The 21,444-nt window shown below is 52.4% G+C and carries 20 protein-coding genes and 1 pseudogene; 12 read left to right on the forward strand and 9 right to left on the reverse strand.

Annotated features, from left to right (window positions below; all coding sequences use genetic code 11):
* The 4 genes and pseudogenes from U8U68_RS14550 to U8U68_RS14565 all read left to right on the forward strand — a co-directional run.
* Positions 1-106, forward strand: a pseudogene (locus U8U68_RS14550) (IS5/IS1182 family transposase); the annotation flags it as partial.
* Positions 107-526: 420 nt separating this feature from the next.
* Positions 527-940 (forward strand): DUF3268 family zinc-finger domain-containing protein, encoded by a 414-nt coding sequence (locus U8U68_RS14555; protein WP_322202018.1) that lies wholly within the window; start codon positions 527-529, stop codon positions 938-940.
* On the forward strand, positions 937-1,485 hold the full coding sequence (locus U8U68_RS14560) for a sigma-70 family RNA polymerase sigma factor (RefSeq protein ID WP_322202020.1): 549 nt from the start codon (positions 937-939) through the stop codon (positions 1,483-1,485). Before U8U68_RS14555 ends, U8U68_RS14560 begins: the two co-directional genes overlap by 4 nt.
* A 66-nt stretch (positions 1,486-1,551) precedes the next feature.
* Positions 1,552-1,935, forward strand: a complete 384-nt coding sequence (locus tag U8U68_RS14565) for a S26 family signal peptidase (RefSeq protein ID WP_322202022.1) — start codon at positions 1,552-1,554, stop codon at positions 1,933-1,935.
* An 81-nt stretch (positions 1,936-2,016) separates the two neighbouring features.
* On the opposite strand, the gene U8U68_RS14570 is transcribed toward U8U68_RS14565, so the two are convergent.
* From U8U68_RS14570 to U8U68_RS14600, 7 genes are read right to left on the reverse strand one after another with little or no spacing between them, the layout of a single operon-like run.
* Positions 2,017-3,663: a sensor histidine kinase gene (locus tag U8U68_RS14570; protein WP_322202024.1), complete on the reverse strand. Its 1,647-nt coding sequence runs from the start codon at positions 3,661-3,663 to the stop codon at positions 2,017-2,019.
* Positions 3,660-4,331, reverse strand: coding sequence for a response regulator transcription factor (locus U8U68_RS14575; RefSeq protein WP_322202026.1), 672 nt, complete (start codon positions 4,329-4,331; stop codon positions 3,660-3,662). The genes U8U68_RS14570 and U8U68_RS14575 overlap by 4 nt, the downstream gene beginning before the upstream one ends.
* A gap of 22 nt (positions 4,332-4,353) precedes the next feature.
* Positions 4,354-5,040, reverse strand: coding sequence for a phosphate signaling complex protein PhoU (phoU, locus tag U8U68_RS14580; protein ID WP_437124438.1), 687 nt, complete (start codon positions 5,038-5,040; stop codon positions 4,354-4,356).
* Entirely contained in the window at positions 5,037-5,792 is a 756-nt protein-coding gene (gene pstB, locus U8U68_RS14585) for a phosphate ABC transporter ATP-binding protein PstB (RefSeq protein WP_322202028.1), read from the reverse strand. Before pstB ends, phoU begins: the two co-directional genes overlap by 4 nt.
* Before the next feature lie 4 nt (positions 5,793-5,796).
* The gene (gene pstA, locus U8U68_RS14590) at positions 5,797-6,630 is read right to left on the reverse strand and encodes a phosphate ABC transporter permease PstA (protein WP_322202030.1); all 834 of its coding nucleotides are present in this window, start codon (positions 6,628-6,630) and stop codon (positions 5,797-5,799) included.
* A gap of 1 nt (position 6,631) precedes the next feature.
* Positions 6,632-7,549: a phosphate ABC transporter permease subunit PstC gene (gene pstC, locus U8U68_RS14595; protein WP_322202032.1), complete on the reverse strand. Its 918-nt coding sequence runs from the start codon at positions 7,547-7,549 to the stop codon at positions 6,632-6,634.
* A gap of 10 nt (positions 7,550-7,559) precedes the next feature.
* A complete protein-coding gene (locus tag U8U68_RS14600) occupies positions 7,560-8,366 on the reverse strand; it encodes a phosphate ABC transporter substrate-binding protein (RefSeq protein WP_322202034.1) in 807 nt (268 codons plus the stop codon).
* Between the two features lie 316 nt (positions 8,367-8,682).
* Between U8U68_RS14600 and U8U68_RS14605 the strand changes: the two genes are divergently transcribed.
* From U8U68_RS14605 to U8U68_RS14625, 5 genes are all read left to right on the forward strand, one after another.
* Positions 8,683-10,173, forward strand: coding sequence for a type 2 periplasmic-binding domain-containing protein (locus U8U68_RS14605; protein ID WP_322202036.1), 1,491 nt, complete (start codon positions 8,683-8,685; stop codon positions 10,171-10,173).
* 451 nt (positions 10,174-10,624) lie between these two features.
* Positions 10,625-11,455 carry an ABC transporter permease gene (locus U8U68_RS14610; protein ID WP_322202038.1) on the forward strand — a complete coding sequence of 277 codons (831 nt, stop codon included), beginning with the start codon at positions 10,625-10,627 and terminating at the stop codon, positions 11,453-11,455.
* 29 nt (positions 11,456-11,484) lie between these two features.
* Positions 11,485-12,387: a carbohydrate ABC transporter permease gene (locus tag U8U68_RS14615; protein ID WP_322202040.1), complete on the forward strand. Its 903-nt coding sequence runs from the start codon at positions 11,485-11,487 to the stop codon at positions 12,385-12,387.
* Positions 12,388-12,467: 80 nt separating this feature from the next.
* Positions 12,468-14,135 (forward strand): type 2 periplasmic-binding domain-containing protein, encoded by a 1,668-nt coding sequence (locus U8U68_RS14620; protein WP_322202042.1) that lies wholly within the window; start codon positions 12,468-12,470, stop codon positions 14,133-14,135.
* 95 nt (positions 14,136-14,230) lie between these two features.
* Positions 14,231-15,307 carry a Gfo/Idh/MocA family protein gene (locus U8U68_RS14625; RefSeq protein WP_322202044.1) on the forward strand — a complete coding sequence of 359 codons (1,077 nt, stop codon included), beginning with the start codon at positions 14,231-14,233 and terminating at the stop codon, positions 15,305-15,307.
* A 19-nt stretch (positions 15,308-15,326) separates the two neighbouring features.
* Here the strand turns inward: U8U68_RS14625 and U8U68_RS14630 are convergent, their stop codons facing one another.
* Together U8U68_RS14630 and U8U68_RS14635 are read right to left on the reverse strand one after the other, a co-directional pair.
* The gene (locus U8U68_RS14630) at positions 15,327-16,874 is read right to left on the reverse strand and encodes a response regulator (protein WP_322202046.1); all 1,548 of its coding nucleotides are present in this window, start codon (positions 16,872-16,874) and stop codon (positions 15,327-15,329) included.
* A 12-nt stretch (positions 16,875-16,886) separates the two neighbouring features.
* Positions 16,887-18,632 (reverse strand): sensor histidine kinase, encoded by a 1,746-nt coding sequence (locus tag U8U68_RS14635; RefSeq protein ID WP_322202048.1) that lies wholly within the window; start codon positions 18,630-18,632, stop codon positions 16,887-16,889.
* Between the two features lie 118 nt (positions 18,633-18,750).
* Between U8U68_RS14635 and U8U68_RS14640 the strand changes: the two genes are divergently transcribed.
* The 3 genes from U8U68_RS14640 to U8U68_RS14650 all read left to right on the forward strand — a co-directional run bounded on the left by U8U68_RS14640 (position 18,751) and on the right by U8U68_RS14650 (position 21,437).
* Positions 18,751-19,632 carry an AraC family transcriptional regulator gene (locus tag U8U68_RS14640; RefSeq protein WP_322202050.1) on the forward strand — a complete coding sequence of 294 codons (882 nt, stop codon included), beginning with the start codon at positions 18,751-18,753 and terminating at the stop codon, positions 19,630-19,632.
* Positions 19,633-19,794: 162 nt separating this feature from the next.
* Entirely contained in the window at positions 19,795-20,559 is a 765-nt protein-coding gene (locus tag U8U68_RS14645; protein ID WP_322202052.1) for a ThuA domain-containing protein, read from the forward strand.
* Positions 20,560-20,585: 26 nt separating this feature from the next.
* The gene (locus U8U68_RS14650) at positions 20,586-21,437 is read left to right on the forward strand and encodes a class II fructose-bisphosphate aldolase (RefSeq protein ID WP_322202054.1); all 852 of its coding nucleotides are present in this window, start codon (positions 20,586-20,588) and stop codon (positions 21,435-21,437) included.
* Positions 21,438-21,444 lie beyond the last annotated feature (7 nt).

Below are 21,444 nucleotides of genomic sequence, written 5' to 3' on the forward strand. Positions count from 1 at the left end.
GCTCGACAAATGTCGGAGACTCTGGAAAAACTGCGAACGTAAATTACAGAACTCTTTTCAAATGTTTTCTCTTGCCTTTATTCGTCTGCTCTTAAATAGATGCTAAACAGATTCTTAGGCGCAAGAAGGACGCCCCCCAGACCGGTTCAAAAAAAAGACTGATAAAAGTGGTCAATGCTCAAAAGGCATAAAAGCAAACAAGTATGCGCAAAACGCATTTTGACTCTTGCTTTTTGCACTCCGGTGTGCTATAATACTTCTATAAAGACCGCTACGTTCAGGCTCCCGGAAGGATAGCGCACCGGGACGGACTACTTGATGGAGTCCTCAATAACGTAGACCAGCGGGTTCGCCCGCTGTTTTGAAGACAAGGCCGGAAGGCTGCAATAGAACACTTCAGGGTCGCCTGCTATCCAGGCAGCCCGGTGTTCTTTGCACCTTCCGGCTTTTTTATTTTCTTTTTTTCGAGTTTGGAGGAATTTCAATATGAGTAAAACATAAAAGTCCGAAGAATAAATCTCAACGGATGCGCTGCCCCTATTGCGGCAGTCCTGTGGTGCTTAGGAGTGCCGACGGTATCTACCGCGAGAACAGCCAGGGAGCTATGCTCTACGTCTGCAGTCGTTACCCGGAGTGCGACGCCTATGTGAAGGTTCACCCCGGCACCAACATCCCCATGGGGAGCCTTGCCAATCACGAGCTGCGCTCGCTCCGGCGCACGGCACATTACTATTTCGATCAGCTCTACAAAACCGGCCGCATGACCCGGCAGGAGTCCTACAGATGGTTGGCGGACAAGATCTGCGTGCCTCTCAAGGACGCACACATCGGGCACCTGGGCGAGTATTACTGCAAGCTGGTGATCCAGGACAGCAGAAAGCTCCTGCAACCCCACAACGCGCGGCCCCGGCATGGCCCGGGAGAACGGAGGGTATCATGAAACTGACGAAAGAGCAGCAAGTCAAGGTGGAGGAGAACCTGGGCCTGGTGTACAAGGTACTGGGGGACAAGCTCAAAGGACAGTCAGCCGTTGGCAGCTACACCCGGGAGGATCTGTTTCAGGTTGGGTGTATCGGCCTTTGCAAGGCTGCGGCTACCGATAAGGGTGGGACGTTCTCTACATACGCCTACCGGCTGATTTGGCACGAGATTTGCGATGTGCTGGTCAAGGCTAACAAGCAGAGGAACGCTGAGGTGTTTGATGAGTATAATCGGGATATTCCCGATGCCAACACTGACGAGCACCGGGCTGAAATCAACTTTGACGTAGTACGGGAGCTGACGTCTGCTAAAGCGGAAGCCCCTCCCCACGTTGTCAAGGGCATTGACGACATGTTGCTGATGGCCAAGGGCTATACCTGCCGGGAGATCGGCGAGAAGATGGGCGCGAGCGATAATCTGGTGAGCGCCTATGTGTCGAAAGCGCGGAAGTTTCTGAAGGGTAGGCCGAAGTCGGCAGCTATGATGGAGATTTACGCGGCGTAAAAATACTTAGCTGGGTACCGGGGGGAGAACTCGGTACCCAGCTTTTTCTGTTTATGGAGGAATACTATGCGAAGAAAATGGAAAGTAATCGTACCAGTGCTTGCTCTGTTGGCTACTTGCCTGCTGTTTCGTTTTGTGCTGTTTATCGGCTATGTTCCATCGGAGTCTATGGAGCCAACACTGAAGAAGTGGAGTATTATCGTTGGAAGCAGGCTATTTGGTGAGTTGAAGGCGGGGGATATCATTGTGTTCTGGCATGAGGGCAAGCTACTGGTGAAGAGGATTGCTGCAACGGAAGGGAATGTGGTGTCGCATTGTGGAAAACTGCTGACAGTGCTGGAGCGGTGTTTTTACGTGCAGGGAGACAATGTGGGAAACTCTTGGGATTCCCGATATTGGGGAAACCCATTTGTGCGCAAGGACGAGGTGACTGCTCGGCTGATTCAATAAAGCAACTCACTACTCCCCGACACTTTCCGGTGCCTATCCAACCAGGACTTCCGAAAAACATCAGAATGCTATTTGTCCACACTAAAACACAACCGAAACCAAAGTCCCCTCCCCGGCCCTGCTGGACAGGCTGACCGCCGCCCCATGGACCCGGGCAATATGCTTCACGATAGACAGCCCCAGCCCTGTGCCGCCCGAGGCCTTTGACCGGCTCTTATCCACCCGGAAGAACCGCTCGAACACCCGCGCCTGATACTCCTTCGGTATGCCGATGCCGGTATCCTTTACGGTCAGCACTGTGCTGCCTCCCTCCTTCGTGACGCTCACCTCCACGCGGCCAGCCTCCACATTGTACTGGATGGCGTTGTCGCAAAGGTCATAGACCATCTCATAGAGATACCCCGGCACCCCCATGACACTGGCCGCTCCCCCGCTGACAGACAGAGCGACATGCTTCTCCTTCGCCCTGCTTTCTAACGCCGAGACCGCCGCCCGGGCAGTCTCGTACAGGTCGACCGGCTCCATACCGGCGGGGGCTCCCTCGTCCAGCCGGGACAGGTGGATGATATCCTCCACCAGGGACATCATTCGGGCCGACTCGGTACGGATGAGATGGATAAACTCCGGCGCGTCCTGGGGCTTTACCGTGCCGTCATCCAGCATCTCCGCGCTGCCGGTGATGACCTGCAAGGGCGTTTTCAGCTCGTGGGACACATTTGCGGCGAACTCCCGGCGCATCCGCTCAGCCTCCGCCTGCTCGGTCACATCGAAAGCCAGCAGGACCGTTCCGGCAGGCGCTCCGTCAGTTTGTATGCGGCTCAGGTCAAGCTGGTACTCCCTGCCGTCCCGCTCCATTCTGAGCTCGCTGTGCCCCTGCCCGGCAGCCTCTTCCAGCGCCGCGCTGATGGCATGGCTGTGGTCAACAAGCAGGAAATCCTGCCCCAGGCAGGAGCTGTCCGTATGGAAAATAGTCTTTGCCGCCGGGTTCATGCTGACGATTTTGCCGTCCCTGTCCAGCAGGACCAGCCCCTCGTTCATGTGGGAGGTTATCTGCACGAACTCATCGGCCCGCTTTTTCAGGCTCTGCATTTGCTCCGATATCTGCAGCCGCTGGCGGTGTATCTTTTTGAGCAGCGGGGCCAGCTCCTCATAGGTCTCGTTCTCAAGTGGCCTGTCCAGGTCCAGCCGGTTCAGCGGCCGGACAATGCGCTTTGCAAGCCTATGGGCCAGCAGGGCCGAAAACACCACAGCCAGTATGCCCACAATCGTCATGGGTTGGAGCATGGCCATCACCAGGGTGAACATGGTAGCCCGGCTGACGGAAATCCTCAGCACCGTGCCGTCGCTCAGCTTGCGGGCCCGGTAGAAGGTCTCCTCGGTCATGGTGCCGGAAAAGCGGGAGCTCTCGCCCTCGCCGCCCAGAAGCGCCTCCTGTATTTCCTCCCGGTTTCCGTGATTGCCCAGCTTTCTATAGTCCTCAGCCGTGTCGAAGAGCACCGTCCCGTCCGGGGAGACCCAGGTCAGGCGGTAGCTTTTGCTGTCTATCCCCTCAAGATAGCCCCTGCCGCCTTTCTCGACCCCCTGGGCCGCAAGGTACAGCTCGTCCGCCAGCTGGCTTTCCTCAATGTCCCGGTAGTACTGGTATAGGCAACCCATCACAATGATGATGTTTGCCAGCAGCACCGCCGCCGACACCGCCAAAATGGAGTGAAAAATCCGCTTAGTCATTCTGACGCCTCCAGACGGTAGCCGACGCTTCGCACGGTCTTTATCATGGAGCCGGACTTTCCCAGCTTCTGCCGCAGGGTCTTGATGTGCATGTCAACCGTCCGGGTCTCCCCGGCGTACTCCACGTCCCAGACCTCAGCAAGGAGCTGCTCCCGGGTGAACACCATCCCGGGCCGGGACAGGAACAGTCTTAGCAGCTCGAACTCCTTATAGGTCAGGTCCACCCGCCCGCCGTCCGCCGTTACGGTGCGCTCCCCGGTATTCATCCGAAGGCCGCCCGCCTCGACGATGTTCTCCTCTTTGGGGGCGCAGCGCCGGAGTACGGCCTTCACTCTCGACACCATCTCCGTCATACCAAAGGGCTTTGAGATGTAGTCGTCCGCGCCCATATCAAGGCCCGTGACCTTGTCGTATTCCGTGCCCTTTGCCGTTGCCATGATAACAGGTATTCCGGCGGTGGCGGTATGGGCGCGGAGCCTTTTCAGAATAGTGAGCCCGTCCTCGCCGGGCAGCATGATGTCCAGGAGGATCAGCTGGGGCGGCTCGCTCCGAATGGCCTCAAACAGGCCGCCGCTGTCGGGAAAGCCCCTGACCTCAAACCCGGCGGCTGTAAGGGCATAGCTCATCAGCCCCCTTATGCCGTCGTCGTCTTCCACACAGTATATCATAATGCTCCCCTCCTTCGCCGGTCTATTGTACCACATCCCTTTTCTCTTCGCAAGCCGGGGCCAGGTCTTTCTCCCCTGTCACGGAGAATATCACCCACTGGGCAATGTTCACTGCATGGTCGCCGATGCGCTCCAGGTACTTGTCTATCATCATCAGGTCCAGGGCGTATTCCCCCTCCGAGGGCTCCCGGGCTATCCGCTTGATCAGCGAGCGCCTGACCCGTTTGAAGTAATCGTCCAGCAGGTCGTCGCCGGCAATGACAGACGCCGCAAGGGCCGTGTCCCTTGACACATAGGCGTCTACGCTGTCGGTCACCATTTCCACAGCCGAGCGGGTCATCTCGTGGATATGCTCCAGGCGCTCCGGGGCGTGGCCCTCGGCTATCAGGATGAGGACTATCTCGGCTATGTCCTCGGCCTGGTCGCCGATGCGCTCCATGTCGGTTATGATTTTCAGCGCGGCGGATATCTGCCTTAAATCCCTTGCCACCGGCTGCTGCTGCAGGAGGAGCTTTAAGCACAGGCTCTCGATGTCCCGCTCCATCCGGTCCGTCTCGGCGGCGATAGCGGAGACCTTCTCCGCGTACTCCCGGCTCCCCTCGGCCAGGGCCCTTGAGGCAAGGGAGATGGCCTCCTCACACAGGGCGCCCATCTGTATCAGCTCCCTGTTCATCCGGGCAAGCTGTTCATCGAACCGGTTCCTCATCATCCAAACCTCCCCGTAATGTATTCTTCCGTCTTTTTCTGCTCCGGCCGGGAGAAAAGCTTCTCCGTGCCGCCGAACTCCACCAGCTCCCCCAGCAGGAAGAACGCCGTGTAGTCTGAGACCCGCACCGCCTGCTGCATATTGTGGGTCACCATGACGATGGTGTACTTCTCCTTGAGCTGCATCGTGAGCTCCTCTATCTTCCCGGTGGAGATGGGGTCCAGGGCGCTGGTGGGCTCGTCCATGAGCAGCACCTTCGGCTCCACGGCCAGGGCCCGGGCGATGCACAGCCTCTGCTGCTGGCCCCCGGAGAGGCCCAGGGCGTTCTTTTTCAGCCTATCCTTCACTTCGTCCCAGATGGCCGCGCCCCGGAGGGAACGCTCCACGATATCGTCCAGCTTGGCCCGGCTTTTGACCCCGTGGGTGCGGGGGCCGTAGGCGATGTTGTCGTAAATGCTCATAGGGAAGGGGTTCGGTTTCTGGAACACCATGCCGATCTCCCGGCGGAGCCCGTTTACGTCCACGTCGGGCCCATAGATATTTTTACCCCCATACCTCAGCTCGCCGGTTATCTTCACCCCGGGGACCAGGTCGTTCATGCGGTTCAAGGTCTTGAGAAATGTGGACTTTCCACAGCCGGACGGGCCGATAAAGGCGGTGATGCTGTTCTCATAGATGGGAATGCTCACATTTTTCAGCGCCTGGGTGCTGCTATACCATAAACAGAGGTCTTTTGCGGTGATAATTTCCTCCATTGGCTCATGCCCTCCTTTTCTTGAAATACCAGCCTGCCAGAGCGGCACAGAGGTTGACCAGCAGGGTCAGCACCAGCAGAATTGCCGCGATGGCAAAGGCCGCTTCAAACTCGCCCCGGTCTTTGGCGTAGACGTACATGGCAACCGTCAGCGAGGCCCCGGAGCTGCCCAGCCCGGTGAAGAAGCCGTTGACTACATGGGCAAACCCGGCGGTAAAGAGCAGCGCCGCCGACTCGCCCAGAATGCGCCCCACTGACAGGATACAGCCGGTTATCACGCCGTCCACGCACCCGGGCAGCACCACCGTGCGCACCACCCGCCACTTGCCCGCCCCCAGGCCGAAGGCCCCCTCGCGGTAGCTTTGAGGGACAGTTTTCAGGCTCTCCTGAGCCGTGCGCATGACAGTGGGCAGGTTCATGATGACCAAAGTCAGGGCCCCTGCCAGCAGGGAGGTGCCGAAGGTCCCGGCAAAGAGCATCATGCCAACGAAGCCGTAGATGATGGAGGGTATGCCCGAGAGGGTCTCGGCGGCGTACTCGATCACGGACACCAGCCTTTTACTTGCCGCGTATTCGGTCAGATACACAGCCGCGCCCACCCCCAGGGGCAGCACAACGGCAAGGGCCGCTAAGATGAGGTAGAGGGTATTGAGGATGTCCGGCAAAATGCCGATGCGGTCGTTCAGGATACTGGGGCCGGTGGAGAGCAGCTGCCAGGTGATGTTGGGCAGCCCCTTACAGAGTACATAGACGATGATGAACAGGGCGAATCCGCAGGTTATGGCAACGGAGAGGGCCATCAGGCCGCGCATGGCGAAGGAGTATGCTTTTCGTTTCATGTCAGCCCTCCCTGCTCCGCTTGAGGAAAAAGTTCAGCGCGGCGTTGATCAGCAGGATGAACAGGTACAGCACCAGGGCGATGGAGAACAGTGCCTCTCTTTGGAGGCTCCCCGGGCTGGAGTAGGACATCTCGCTGGCAACCGCCGTGGTGAGAAAGCGCACGCTCCCAAAGAGGGAGGGCATGTTGGGCACGTTGCCGGAGACCATCATCACCGCCATAGCCTCGCCGATGGCCCGGCCCACCCCCAGCACCACTGCCGCCGCGATGCCGCTCTTGGCAGCGGGGGCCGTTACCTTAAAGTATGTTTCTACAGGAGTGGCACCCAGGGCCAGGGAGGCCTCCTCATATTCGTGGGGAACAGCCTCAAGCGCTGTCACTGATACCTTTATAATAGAAGGCAGTATCATGACCGCCAGCACGATAATCGCCGCCAGCAGACTTGCCCCGTCCGGGACATGGAACAGTGTGCGGATTCCCGGCACCAGAATCAGCATACCCACCAGGCCGTACACCACCGAGGGGATGCCCGCCAGCAGACTGACCGCGCTCCCCACCACGGACTTCACTCTGGGCGGGGCCAGCTTTGCAAGGTACACCGCCGTGAAGAACCCCACCGGCACCCCGAACAGGATCGCCCCTGCCGTGCCGTATACGCTGGTGAGGATGAAGGGCAAAATACCGAACCTGGGGTCCCGGGCGGTGGACTCCCAGGTGTCTCCCAGCAGGAAGTCGAACAGGCCGATCTCCCCAATGGCCGGTATGCCGGACAGTACCAGAAAAACGGTGATGAGCAGCACGCAGCCTACTGTGACAAGGCCAAGTATGAGGAACAATCCGTGGAAGAAGCGCTCGGTAAGCTGCCGCCGGGCCCGGGGCCTCCGGCTGAGCTGTGCGCGGGAGGTCTGTATGTTTTCCATAGGGCGGCCCTCAGTTGGCCGGGACCGCGCCCGCGCCGGAGATCAGCGGGGCCGCTTCGGCGGAGGTGGCGAAGTCGAAGAAGGCCTGGGCCGTTTCGGAAAGCTTGGCATCGGTTTTCGTCACCAGGATGAAAGGCCGCTGGATGACATAGCTGCCGTCCTTCACGGTATCTTCTGTGGGTGCCACGCCGTTCACCGTAATGGCCCGGACGCTGTCCTTCACCGAGGCCAGGGAGGCGTAGCCGATGGCGTCCGGGTTCTGGGCCACGGCGGTTATCACATCGCCGGTAGAGGTCAGCTCCTGGCGGTATTGGCATTTTTCTTCCGTGCCGGTGATGGATTCAAAGCCGTCCCGGGTGCCGCTGCCCGCCTCCCGGCCGATGAGCACCACGGGCGCGTCATTGCCGCCCGCGTCCTTCCAGTTCTCGATCTCCCCGGTGTAGAGCTTAGCAATAGTCTCCGTGTCCAGGTCTGCCACAGGATTCTCCGGGTTGACGATAACGGCAATACCGTCATAGGCCAGCACCGTGGCGGTCAGGCCCTGGGCGGTTTCCTCCTCCTTCAGCTCCCGGCTGGAGAGGCCGATGTCGCAGCGACCCTCCTGCACGGCCTGGATGCCCGAGCCGGAGCCGGTGGGGTTGTAGGTGAAGGCGGCGCCTTCATTCTGCTCCTGGAAGGATTCTCCCAGCGCGCCGATGACCTTCTCCATGGAGGTGGAGCCGTCTGTGGAGACAGTACCGGCGGTTTTCTGGGTGCAGCCAGTGAGAATGGTGGCGGCGGTCAGTGCCGCCAGTGCAAGTGTGGTGATTTTCTTCATGTTGATTTCCCCTTTCAGTTTTATGCTTTTATGATAGGGGAATAATGTAAAATTCAAAAGGGACGGTGTGTAAAATCCAGGTAAAAGTCAATTTATATTTCCCCCGAAAATACTGGAGCCAGCTGTTTCTGACGAGTAGTTTCAGAGAGCTGTTTGTATTTTGCGTTTTCTCTTGCCTTTTGCATCCTTATCCCATATAATTAGATGTATCGGCCACTACTAATGTAAACCGACATTTTGGTTTTATATCAGATGGATTCGAGAAGAATTTTAGTAAAAATACTTATTGTACTTTTATAAATGGGAAATGAAGTGTATGAATAGAAAGAATGAGGGGAACAGGATATGGCGTACAGTTTTTGCTCTGCTGATATTTATTATGGTCGTTTTGCTGGCTGTGGCAGTTTTTCTGTTCTGGATGTTTTCGGTAAGTTTCAAACCTGAGGAAGGATTTCAACCTCTGCCGGACCCTCCAACGGATAAACTCCAGTGGGTGTTTATAACGCGGGATGGAGGTGAATCCTCCGAATATGCAGAGCTGCTGCCTGACACTTCACAATTAGAGGAGATGGCCGGAATGCCAGTGACCATCACAGTGTGCTCAGCCGATAAGTTCCTGAATCTGGTTGCCGCTGGAAAAACAAGCGACGTAGTCACCCGCTGCTATATTGATCCCAAACTGAAGCGCTTTGAGACCTCCGGAATGGCGGAAAACTTGCAGTGGCTCTTAGATAGAGAGCTGCCGGATTTCCAGCTTTCCAATGAATTCCTGGACTGGTGCGGAAACACCAAGGGAGATGTATACGCATATCCACACACCAGTTCTACTCTTCCAATGGGGACAAGCGCAAAAGCTGGAGTCGTGATGCTGGCAAATAAACGGCTTTTAGAAACGCATAACATACCCAAGAATTGTTTTTCCGGCAAGGAAGATACCGTTCAGGCATTGATATCCATTCGCAAAGCAGAGCCGGGAATTGCCCCATGCTACTTTGATCTCTCCACCCTACAGCAGATGTTTGGCGCCAGAAGTTTGGATCAGCAAGGCTGCTGGCAGGATAAATTCTTCCAGGAGGAAACACTGGAAGCACTGGAATGGATGAACTACCTTTATAAAGAGCGTCTTCTTGATCAGGATGTGTTTACCATGACGCAAAGCTATCTGCTTTCCCAGTTGCGCGAAGAGAAGGTTTTTCTGGTAGCTACATCCACTCTCTATCCAATACTTCAGGCTTTGCCGGAAAATGATCCTATCTGGAAAGATTACGAAATTGTGGGGCCCATTACTCCTGACTCCGGAAAACCCTTCCAGTTCCGTCAGAATTATGACGAGCAGTATGCCTCTACGGTTTTTATGAAGAACAGTGATTTCCCAAAGGCCCAAGTACGGCTTTTGTTGTGCTTTTGCCGCCAAACCGCGGAGTTCACCCCGCAGCAGGAACTTGCAGCCTCTGCGGGAGGCTTTACTGACTTTCCAGAGTGTTATGGCTTTGCCTCCGGGAGCATAGGCGGCATTTATGAAGAATACGCCGAAGCTACGATCCCTTATGAAATACTTTTTGCCCATTACGCAGACACTCGGCTATCCAATATTTTTGAATCTGTAGAGAATTATCGTCAGTCTCAGATAGTGCGTATGATTGTCTCTACCCCTCAAAATGAGGTGGAGACAATTTACCGGGAAACCTTGTTAGAAATGGAAAACCGAGACAATTCTATGTTGATCCACTGGAAACAGAACAAGTATCAACAGGCCAGGAAGTTGGCTGATACTTATGGTATACAGACTGGGCAGAAGAAACAATAATTTGGCTATTCAAAAATTTATCATTTTTTGTGCAAAGTGTCTTCTTTATCTGAGTTTAGCAAAAGTCTCAAGAAAGCCTATATCAAGTTATATAAATATGGAACTTTTCCCCATAGGGCATCCCATGCCCTATGGTTTTTTTGTGCGTGTCCTCACTGTCCCTCATTTCATAATACAATTTTTTATCGAATTCCTCAGAAAAGAGCAAAAAGTGTTAACAAATCCCAAATTCAAGCATTTCCAAAAATTCATACTTGTGTAATAATTAGATTGTTCAAAATTATGGACCCAATTCAGGGCATGGGTCCAAAGAAAGGGTGCGAGGCATATGGCGGCGAAGGCGGCCGGTAAAAATCTGAGCAGGCGTCCACAGAGCAGTTCCCTCTGGAAGAGGATATCCAAAAACTGGGGACTCTATCTGTTGCTGCTACCTGCAGTGGTTCTTTTGTTCATGTTCACGTATATCCCAATGTACGGCATCCAAATTGCCTTTAAGGATTTCGCTCCGAAAACAGGTATTGGAGGCAGTCCTTGGGTAGGTTGGGAGCATTTTCAAACCTTCTTCAACTCCTTCCAGGTAAAGTCGCTATTTACCAACACCATCTCACTCAGCCTTTACAGTTTGGTGGCCGGATTCCCGTTTCCTATCATCCTTGCCTTGGCAATGAATCAGATCCGGGTAAAGCGCTTTAAACAGACTTTGCAGGTGGCCACCTATCTGCCCCACTTCATCTCTACAGTGGTTATGGTGGGTATGCTGTTGGTGTGGCTCTCTCCCAGCAGCGGTCTTTACGGCAATTTGGCCAAGCTCTTCGGCATTAACGACCCGCCCAATATTCTTGGCATGGCCGGAGCCTTTCAGAGCATCTACGTGTGGAGCGACGTTTGGCAGCACGCGGGCTGGGACAGTATCATCTATATCGCGGCCCTGGCGGCTGTAGATCCATCGCTGTATGAGGCAGCCACAGTGGACGGTGCAGGGAAGTGGCAGAAGATCAAATATATCGACATTCCTTTCTTGCTGCCCACGGCGGTAATCCTGCTGATAATGCGTGCGGGAAGTATAATGAATGTGGGCTTCGAAAAAGTTTACCTGATGCAGAACCCTCTGAATACTATGGTCAGCGAAATTATTTCCACATATGTATACAAAATCGGCATCATTAGTAATCAGTACAGCCTTTCAGCTGCGGTGGGCCTGTTCAACAATGTGATCAATTTTGTGCTTCTGTTGTTGGTAAATCAGGTTTCCAAGAAGATGGGCGATACCAGCCTGTTTTAGAGGAATAATATCAATTTGGAGGGATTTATATGGCTAATCTGGGCTCTATCAGACGCCAGGTGACTCGGAACGACCTGATTTTCAACATCATCCTTTATAGTGTAAGCATAATTATCCTGCTCATTGTGATCTATCCGTTGTACTTTATTATTATTGCATCCTTCAGCAATCCTACAGAAGTGGCCAACGGAAAGGTGTGGTTTTTCCCCAGCCAGTTTACCTTGGACGGCTATAAGGAGATCATGCGCCACTCAGAGCTTTGGGTCGGTTATCGCAATACTATTGTGTACACTGTGCTCGGTTCGCTGATCGGCCTGGCGGTGAATATTCCCGCCGCCTATGCCCTGTCTCGCAAGGACTTAGTTGGGCGCAAGGCAATAACATTTTACTTCATCTTTACCATGTTTTTTAACGGGGGCCTGATACCTACATACTTCACCATCCGAGATTTTGGCCTCTATGATACCTTTTGGGTGATGGTGCTGCCTTTTTCTGTTGTGGTCTACCATATTATAATTGCCCGAACTTTCTTTGACAGCAGCCTGCCCCAGGGCATACTGGATGCAGCCCAGATCGATGGTTGCGGGAACCTTCGGTTCTTCTTCCAGATTGCGCTTCCCCTTTCAAAGGCTGTTTTAGCTGTCATTGCCCTATACACTGCGGTTTCCCAATGGAACGCCTATTTCAATGCTCTGGTATATATTCGCAGTGAAGGTCTGAAACCTCTGCAACTGGTAATACGGAATATTCTCATCACCAACCAGGCAATGGCGGGCACAGGTGATGGCTTGGCCGCCCAGGAAGCGCGCCGCCTTTCTGAGCTGATGAAATATGCGGTAATAATCATCAGCACAGTGCCGATAATGTGCGTATACCCCTTTGTACAGAAATACTTCAGCCAGGGCGTAATGATCGGTGCGATAAAAGGATAATCTTTGTGACATCGCGGCCTGGGAATACCATAGCCGCTGTCAAAAATAAATTTTTCTTTCGTTGAAAGGAGCAGAAAATCATGAAGCAAAATTGGAAAAAGGCTTTGGCCCTACTATTGGTCCTCTGCCTGACAGCTTCCCTGTTTGCGGCCTGCGGCGGCGACAGTGGCAACAGCTCTTCCAGTTCCGGTGGCCAGTCCTCCTCATCTGGCGAGGACAGCAGTGCCGGAACAACCGGGGACGCCAACTTCAACCCCACTGGCTTTCCCATTGTCAATGAACCGGTGACGTTATCCTTCCTGTATGTCAAAGGCGCAAATTTGCGGGATTTCAAGGAAAACAGCATGTTCCAGGAGATGGAGAAAACCACCAACGTCATCATTGACTGGCAGTATGCGGGTGACGCTGACTGGGGTGAGCAGAAATCTTTACTGTTGGCTGGCGGCGACCTGCCGGATGTATTCTTTGGCGACAACAGCCTGGGTGATATGGACATTCTGACAAACTTTGATCTGTTTGTGCCTATTGAGGAGTATATAGATCAATATTGTCCCAATATCAAGGCGGCCTATGAGGCGGAACCCATTATGCGCAAGATGGTGACCCAGCCCGACGGGCATATCTACTCTCTAAACAGCAAGCTTCCATTGCGCCCCAAGGCCTGTGATATCCCCTTCATCAACCAGAAATGGCTTGATAACCTGAAGCTGGAGATGCCTACCACAGTGGACGAGTGGTACAATGTACTCAAAGCCTTTAAAGAGCAGGATGCCAACGGAAACGGTGATCCTAACGATGAGATTCCCCTCAGCGGCAGCGGCAAAAATGATATGTTCGACTGGATCCGCTACATCAATCCCTGGGGTATCACCGACAGCCTTGAGACCAACTATCTGGCTCTGGAGCAGGAGACCGGCGAGCCTATCTTTATCCCCGCCGACGAGCGTTATAAAGAGGCTGTGCAGTTCTTTGAAAAGCTCTATGCCGAAGGCATTATGGATCAGGAATACTTCACCCAGGATGGCAGCCAGTCCGATGCCAAACTGAAAAACGAGGAGGTTTCTCTGGTTGGCACAGGCATTGCCTGGGAGGTCAGCTCCGCCACCAACCCCCACTCTGACGAGTATGTGCCCATGCCGCCCCTGGCTGGCCCCCGAGGCGACCGCTATGTGCGCGGCAATGACGGTATTATCATCTATCGGCGCAATAACTTTACCGTAACCACCGCCTGCGAACATCCTGAAGTTGCCATGCGCTGGGCCGACTACTATTCATCCGACGACATTTCTATCCAGTCCTACTGGGGGCCGTTCGGTGAGGCGCTTGAAAAGGCCGACGACGGCACCATCACCTTCCTGGATCCCCCCGAGGGCAAGACCGGTGATGTGTGGTACTGGGAGATTACCTGCCGTGACTATGGACCTAAGTACGTATCCCCTGAAACTGAAGCCAAGATCCAGCTGCCTGCCGGAAGCGGTGATGGCGCAAAGTTGGAGTGCGATGAGGACTTCAAGGAATTTGTGGCGCAGCCCTATCCAGTGGTAAACTATACCCCCGAACAGATGGATGAGATATCCAAGCTTACTGTGGACATCTACAAGTATGTAAAGGAGTGCTGGGCCAACTGGATTGTAAATGGCGGCATTGAGAAGGATTGGGACGGTTATATTGAACAGCTGAAAAAGATGGGCCTGGATCGCCTTATGGAAATCTATCAGGCAGCTTTGGACGCCTATAATGCCGAATAAAAGATAAACATTCACTTATATGGATGAAGCCCGGGATTTATTCCGGGCTTTCATTCCATAAAACTGCTTATTTAAATATTTAGGAGGACTTCGCTATGGAAAAGAAAATTTGGAGAATAGGAAGCGTTGGTATCGGCGGCATTTCCCGCGGCGTCCATCTCCCCGGTATTGCCAGCAGCCCGGATTTAAAATTGACCGCCGTGTGTGATCTGAAGCCAGAGCGTATGCAGTACGCCCAGGAAAAATACGGTATTGACAGCGCCCATTGCTTTGCGGATTATCACGATCTGATAAACTGCCCGGACGTGGATGCTATTGACATCTCCACCTCAAATAATGCCCATTTTGAGGTGGCAAAAGCCGCCATTGATGCGGGCAAGCCATATTCAATTGAAAAGCCCGTTACTATAACCGCCGAGGAGGCGGATGTTTTGGCGCGGATGACGGCTGAAAAGGGCCTTCCCAACATGGTGTGCTTTTCCTACCGATTCAAGGCTGCGGCCAGATATATGAGGGATATCATTGCCGGCGGGTCTATCGGGAAAATCTATCATGTGTATATGCAGTACCTACAGGCCGGTGGCGGCCCGGAATGGGATTTGCCACGCTCATGGAGGTACATCAAAGAGCTTACAGGCACGGGAGCCTTAGGTGATCTGGGGTGCCATGCTCTGGACCTGGTACGGTTTGTCACAGGCAGGGACTACGTGAAAGCCGTGGCCCATGCGGACACCTTCACCAAAATGCGCAGGCTGGAGGATGGCGAGGGTTTTGGCCCTGTGGAAGTGGACGACTTCTGCAACTACCTTATGGAGATGGAGGACGGTATTGCTGCAAACTTTGAGATCACCCGGTTCGCTTATGGCAGAGGAAACTATCAGCGCCTTGAAATCTACGGCAGTAAAGGGGCCGTTGTGTACACTCTGGACGCCAAAGCGCCGGGTGTGGACGAGATCGAGGTGTGTATTGGCCCTGTGGTGGGCCGAGCAGGCGCCTTTACTCCTCTGCCTATTCCGGACCGCTTTTGCGCTGACCAGATGCAGTCCTTTGCGGATATACTAAATGGCATTGGAGATGGCTTGGCTGCCAGCATCCAAGAAGGACGCCATATCCAGCATGCGTTGGAAAGCATCATAAAATCGGCTGAAGAACAGAAGTGGCTGCCCATATAGGAGAGCATAGAAGCGTTAATTACTGGGGGGATCCCCCCCCCCGAGGGGCGTTACTGATTAGACTGGTGGGAGAAAATTTGTAATACTGTTTGAAAGCTCTGGAAAAAGAGTAGACGCTTTCGTATCCTACCAGATGGGCCACATCCTTAATTTTGACGGAGGGGTCCTCCTCCATCAGATGTTTGGCTTCACGCATCCGAATGGAAGTCAAATATTCAGAGAAGCTCTGCTGCGTCTGCTCCTTGAAAAACTTACTGAAGTAGGTATAACTCATATTGACTGCAGCGGCTACATCTTTCATATGGATATCCTGATTATAATGCTGCTCCATATAGCTTAATGCACGAGTAATCACATACCGGTCCTTGTTTGTTTCCTTCTGGCTTTGCTGCTGTAGTAGGTAGATATGCTCCTGAAAATAGGCCCTCAATTCGTCCAAGTTCGTAAACAGGGTAAAGTTTTTCGCAGAACCCAAATCCATTTGCATCGAAGTAGCGAGCTGTCTTATCTGATTGCTGAAACCGTTGTAGAAGTCCATGATATCCCCTAATCCGGCGTTGTGTGTTGCCATTTCCTCTGGATTAAAAGATTGATTCAGAGCGGCGTAGATTTGCTCATAATTCCGGCTTTGGAACGCCGCCTGTATTCGCCTGAAAGATTTTTGGAACAGACGTTCCGGACTGCGTTCCGGTTTATCCGGAATTTCCCATGCAGCTTTCACGGTGAAATTATGAATCACCTGGTATGACAGGGCATGTTCAGCCTGATGATGTAGACCCGGGAACTGGGTCAGACTATGTCCGGCGCGGCTTACACCACACCGGCAGGAAAAACCGTTTTCCTGGATAAAGCGACAAAATAGCTCCAGGTTGGTCTGTAGAGCAGTCTCATTTTTGGGGGAATTCACAAGCAGCACTGGGATGTGATTAATGTCCGGGAAGCATCGGAAAATGGGGCTGCTTTTAAAAACCCGGCTGCTGCAAAATCTGCGTAGCAGCTCGGCAAGCTGATCATCAGGACAGTCAGTTGAAAACAGCACGACAAAGAAGGCCGACTCTGTCAGCCCTTCCGGAACGGCAGGAGCGGGTGAGCCCATGAGCAGAGCATTGCAGTATTTTCCAGTGCGATAATCCTGTATTGCCTGCCATTGGCCCGTTCCCTCTTCTTCCGAACCGGGGAGGCTGTGCAGATTTTCTATGCACTTCTGAACAATTTCTTTGAGCTGGAGCAGTTTTACCGGTTTCAAAAGATAGTCTGTTACTCCGATAAGGATAGCGCTGCGCATATAGTCATAATAGCTATATCCGCTTAGTACGACAAGTTGGATCCGAGGATATTGAACGTGGACTTTTTCAATCAGCTCCAAACCTGACTGGTAAGGCATTTGCATGTCTGTAATCAAAATATCTACGGGCTTTTCACGAATGATGTCCATAGCCTTAGAGGCTGTGGTGGCTGTAAGAGCTGGGGATAGGCCAAAGTTCCCATCTTGATTCACATACTCCAGTTTATTTGCTAAAGCCATACACAATAAAGGGTCGTCGTCAACAACCAAAATCTGTACCATTTTTTCACCGTCTCAAAGTTTAAATGTCAGAAACACACTGGTATATCTGCCGGGAACGCTGCGAATAAAGACCTTGCCTTGTCCTGCATAAAACAGGCTGAGCCTCTGATTGATATTTTCCAGGCCGATATTGCCCCTTGGGCGCTCTTCACTTGGCGCGGATTCCATTGAGGGGCTGGCAAATTTCTTGTTCATGCGCTGTACCTCTTGGAGAGGGATACCCCAGCCGTTGTCTCGCACTCGTATCACCATAAACCCGCCGGTCGTCCGGGCTGTAATGATCACTTTTCGGCTGGCATCGGGAGGCATTTGTGCAAACCCATGGACAAAAGAATTCTCCACCACGGGCTGTAGCAGAAGCCGTAACACCTGAGCTCCTTTCAAATCAGGGGTAACATGAAGCCGCAATGTAATTGAGGCACCGTACCGACAGCGCTGAAGGTTCACATAGTTTTGCGTGTATTCTATTTCTTCACCCAAAGTGAGAAACATCCCCGGCTTGGATGTGTTATAACGAAGCATTCCGGCAAAATCACTGATATAATCGGCCATCTCATATTCTCCGTTCAAAGCAAGCCTTCCGGAGAACATATCAAGGGTATTATAGATAAAGTGAGGATTTATCTGTAGTAATAGGGCCTGAAGTTGAATATCCTTATAGGCTGTTTCTTGCTGAATTTTTTCCTGCAAGAGGGAATGGATCTCCGTGAGGGTATCGTTGAACTGGGTGCCAATTATTCCCAATTCATAGAGATTGGAAACCTCCAGTCTGCCATTGAACCCAGAAGCGGCAATGCCTGTCATATTGCTGGCATACGCTCGTAAATGCGCCACAATTATTTGGAGCAGGTGATAAAAGCTGATCAAAAAAATCAGGGAAATGGTCAGCACTGCAAAAATTGCTAAAAAGAAGTTTTCCAGCAAAACCCGCCGGTCCAAAGAGGAAAAGGCAAGGCCTAACCGCAACGGCAGACGGTCAGACTGGACGCTGAGATAAAGCACCGGCTGTAGTCCTTTACGGGACGGAGGCTCATCGGGAAACCGGAAATCTTCGTCTAAAGACACATTGGACATATAGGGACGGTTTTCCTCATTCAGTAAGAAAAAGATTCGTTGAGTGTCTTTAGATTTCAGAAAATCTCCGAACAGAGCAGAAGCTTGAACTTTAGCCACCGCATAACCAGCTCGTCGGCCGTAAGGAGAGGAAATAGCCCGGATGAAATAGAACTCCTGGCTGAGATAATTCTCAAGGGAATTTGGAATCAACTCATCGGGATTGTAATACCATCCGCCATTCGGATGCTCGTCCAAAAAATCCTCCAGTGAATTAAGCTGGGCGGTAGAGGCATGGCGTAAGATACTCTGGCCATCTGGCAGGATGCGGTTCTGAGATATAATCCAAAAGCGTTGTATAGGAGGAGAGGCAGAGTCGGCGACGCTTTGCAGAATGGGCAGCACAGTCTGAGAATATTCCTCAAAAGAAGATGCCTCATCATATGAGCGGGAGAGAAATGCAGTTAGGCTGCTGTTATATGCGAGAGAGCCAACGACGGTTTCTATGGAATCCAGCTTTTCACCGATATTATGCTCTATAGAATGCAGTACATAATTTCCGTCCTGTAGCAGCTGTTCGTTGGCTTGTTTTGTAAAAGACAACAGGTTATAGACTACCAGCAGCAGAAACGGCACCACAACAAGACCTAAAAAACCAGCTGTGAGCAAGTGGGATATCTTCACCTTCCAGGGGAAGTTTTTCACAGCTTCGCCTCCTTTGCTGTACATGGGGGAGGCTTATACATCTATAAGCCTTTGAAGCTATTATACAATAGCCTCTGGCGCAATTCAATCTTTTTTTCAAGGAGGGCGGCTTTTTCCAATGGAATACTTAGTAAATTTCACCACCCTGCCTCATGTGAGCTTTCTCAACCGATTCACCCCAAAAGCAGAGTGGACTCATTTCCGCCGCCGGAATGGGGAGTTCATTCTTTATTACCTGATAAACGGAGCTATGTACCTCAGAGAGGAGGATGAATATGTTCTGAAACCTGGAGATGTTTTCCTTCTTCAGCCCGGCCTTATCCATGAGGGAACACATCCTGCGCCGTGCGACTACTATTTTGTCCATTTCAGCCATCTGACTCTTTTGCCCTTGGAGCTGCCCCATACAGAGTCTCTCTCTTCTGCATATCTAGGGGAGGGCGAGGTAAAGTTTGACTTGGAGAGATGTCTGCTGCCTAAATTATCCCACGTTAAGGACCCTGCAGTCCTTGCCCAGTTGAACGGATATTTTGAGGAATCCATAGCAGCAGCCAGGAAGGGCGCCCAGAATTATCGGACTTTCTGGGCGTGCAAGCTGCTTGAAATCTTAATGACTGTCTCCCAAAACAGCGCACGGGAAGCTTTGGCAGGCAACAACAGCCAATTACCGCCCAGAACTCTGTGCCATCTTGAAGAGCTTACGGCATATCTGAATCAAAATTATAGTAAAAAAATCACCGGAAAGCAGCTGGAATCCATGGTGGGAATGAATTTTGATTATCTCAACCGCATTTTTCATAGGATAAACGGCAAATCAATTTTTCAGTATCTCACTTTTGTGAGAATCAATCGGGCAAAGGAACTGCTGGCCACCACAGATATGAAACTCTGGGAAATCGCTGAGGAGACCGGGTTTTCAGACCAGTTCTATTTCAGCCGCCAGTTCAAAAAGCATACTGGTATGTCCCCAACCTTCTATGCCAAGCACCGCATTATGTAACATCCGAACAGACACGAAGTTATGACAACTGAAGTCGGAATTGTGCAAAAAGAGCGCTGTATTACCCATTCCTTTTATGGGATGGGTACAGTATAATCTTGGTAAGGATTTGGGAAAGCAGAATTTTCACCCAAAACACTCAATTTTGAAAGGAGCTATTCTATGTCTATCAATGTGACAGTATGGAATGAATATTTGCATGAGGTTCAATTTCCTGAGGTTGCAGAGGTCTATCCCAAGGGGATCCACGGCTGTATTGCCGACTTTTTGAGCAAAGCAGGAATGAACACCCGCACCGCAACCCTGAAGGAACCGGAGCACGGTCTGACCCAGGAGGTTTTGGACAATACCGACGTGCTGATTTGGTGGGGCCATATGGCGCACCAGCAGGTGGAGGATGAGATTGTTAACCGTGTGTACAATCGTATCCTTGAAGGTATGGGCCTTATTGTGCTCCACTCCGGTCACGCGTCTAAAATTTTCAGCAAGGTTTGCGGCACAAATACCTGGAGGCTGAAATGGCGGGAAGATGGCGAAAAAGAGATCCTGTGGGTGATCGATCCAAGCCACCCCATCGTTGACGGCCTGGATGAGAAAATAATTATCCCGCACGAAGAGATGTACGGTGAGCGCTTTGACATACCCCAGCCGGACGAGCTGGTATTTGTCAGCTGGTTTGAGGGCGGAGAGGTCTTCCGCAGCGGTTGCTGCTACCACCGGGGAAAGGGCAAAATATTCTACTTCCGTCCCGGACATGAGGTGTTCCCTATCTATCATCAGCCGGAAATCCAAAAGGTCATCACAAACGCCGTAAAGTGGGCCGCACCGATCCGCTTCCCTGACACTACCTTTGGCAACACTCAGCCGGTAGTCGAGGTCAAGGCTCAGCTGGAGCACAGCATCCAAGGACTGCATGAGCAGAAATAAGCCGACAATCGGGAGGAGCGATCAATATGCCCTTGGCAAAGGTAAAGGACATTCTGGCACATGCTACAGAAAACCACTATGGCGTGGCGGCTGTAAATGTGTTCAACTATGAGACGGTCAAATGGATTGCAGAGGCGGCCGGGCAGGAAAAAATACCGGTTATTATCCAGCTGTATCCTGGCTTTGACAGTTATATCGCTTTAGAACATATTGCCGCCATTGCCAAAGATTTTGCGATAAAATCCCCTGTGCCTGTGGCCGTGCATCTGGACCATTCCGCCACATACGAAATCGCTGTAAGCGGAATGAAAGCCGGATTTCCCTCGGTGATGGTAGACGGATCGGCCCTTTCTTATTCTGATAACCTGTCTGTAACCTCCGCCGTGGTGCGCACAGCCGCCGTTTTTGGTATTGACGTAGAGGCGGAATTGGGCCATGTGGGCTCCGGGGCTCGTCTGGAGGACATTACCGATTCAGGTAAATATACCAATGTATCCCAGGCCAAAGAATTTGTGGAGAAAACCGGCTGTGGGTCTCTTGCAGTAGCAGTAGGCAATGCCCATGGGGAGTATGTTCAGACGCCTAATCTGGATTTTGATCGGATTGCAGCTTTACACAAAGCTGTGCCGGTGCCCTTGGTGCTGCACGGCTGCTCGGATATCCCTCATGAGCAGCTTCAGGAAAGCGTGCGTCTTGGCATGAGTAAGTTCAATATTGCCACCGAATACTTCCGGGCCTGTTACGGGAGTATTGCCAAGGTAATAGAAGATGGGCAGAAAGGTGATATGCCGGGGATGATGGCAGAAGCCGCTCAGAGCGCGATTGACTTTGTCCGAAGCAAGATGAGACTGTTGAATCCCAACGGCTTCTCTCTGTAACGGAGGA

The organism is Acutalibacter intestini (assembly GCF_034334985.1).
GTDB classification, from domain to species: Bacteria; Bacillota; Clostridia; order Oscillospirales; family Acutalibacteraceae; genus Acutalibacter; species Acutalibacter intestini.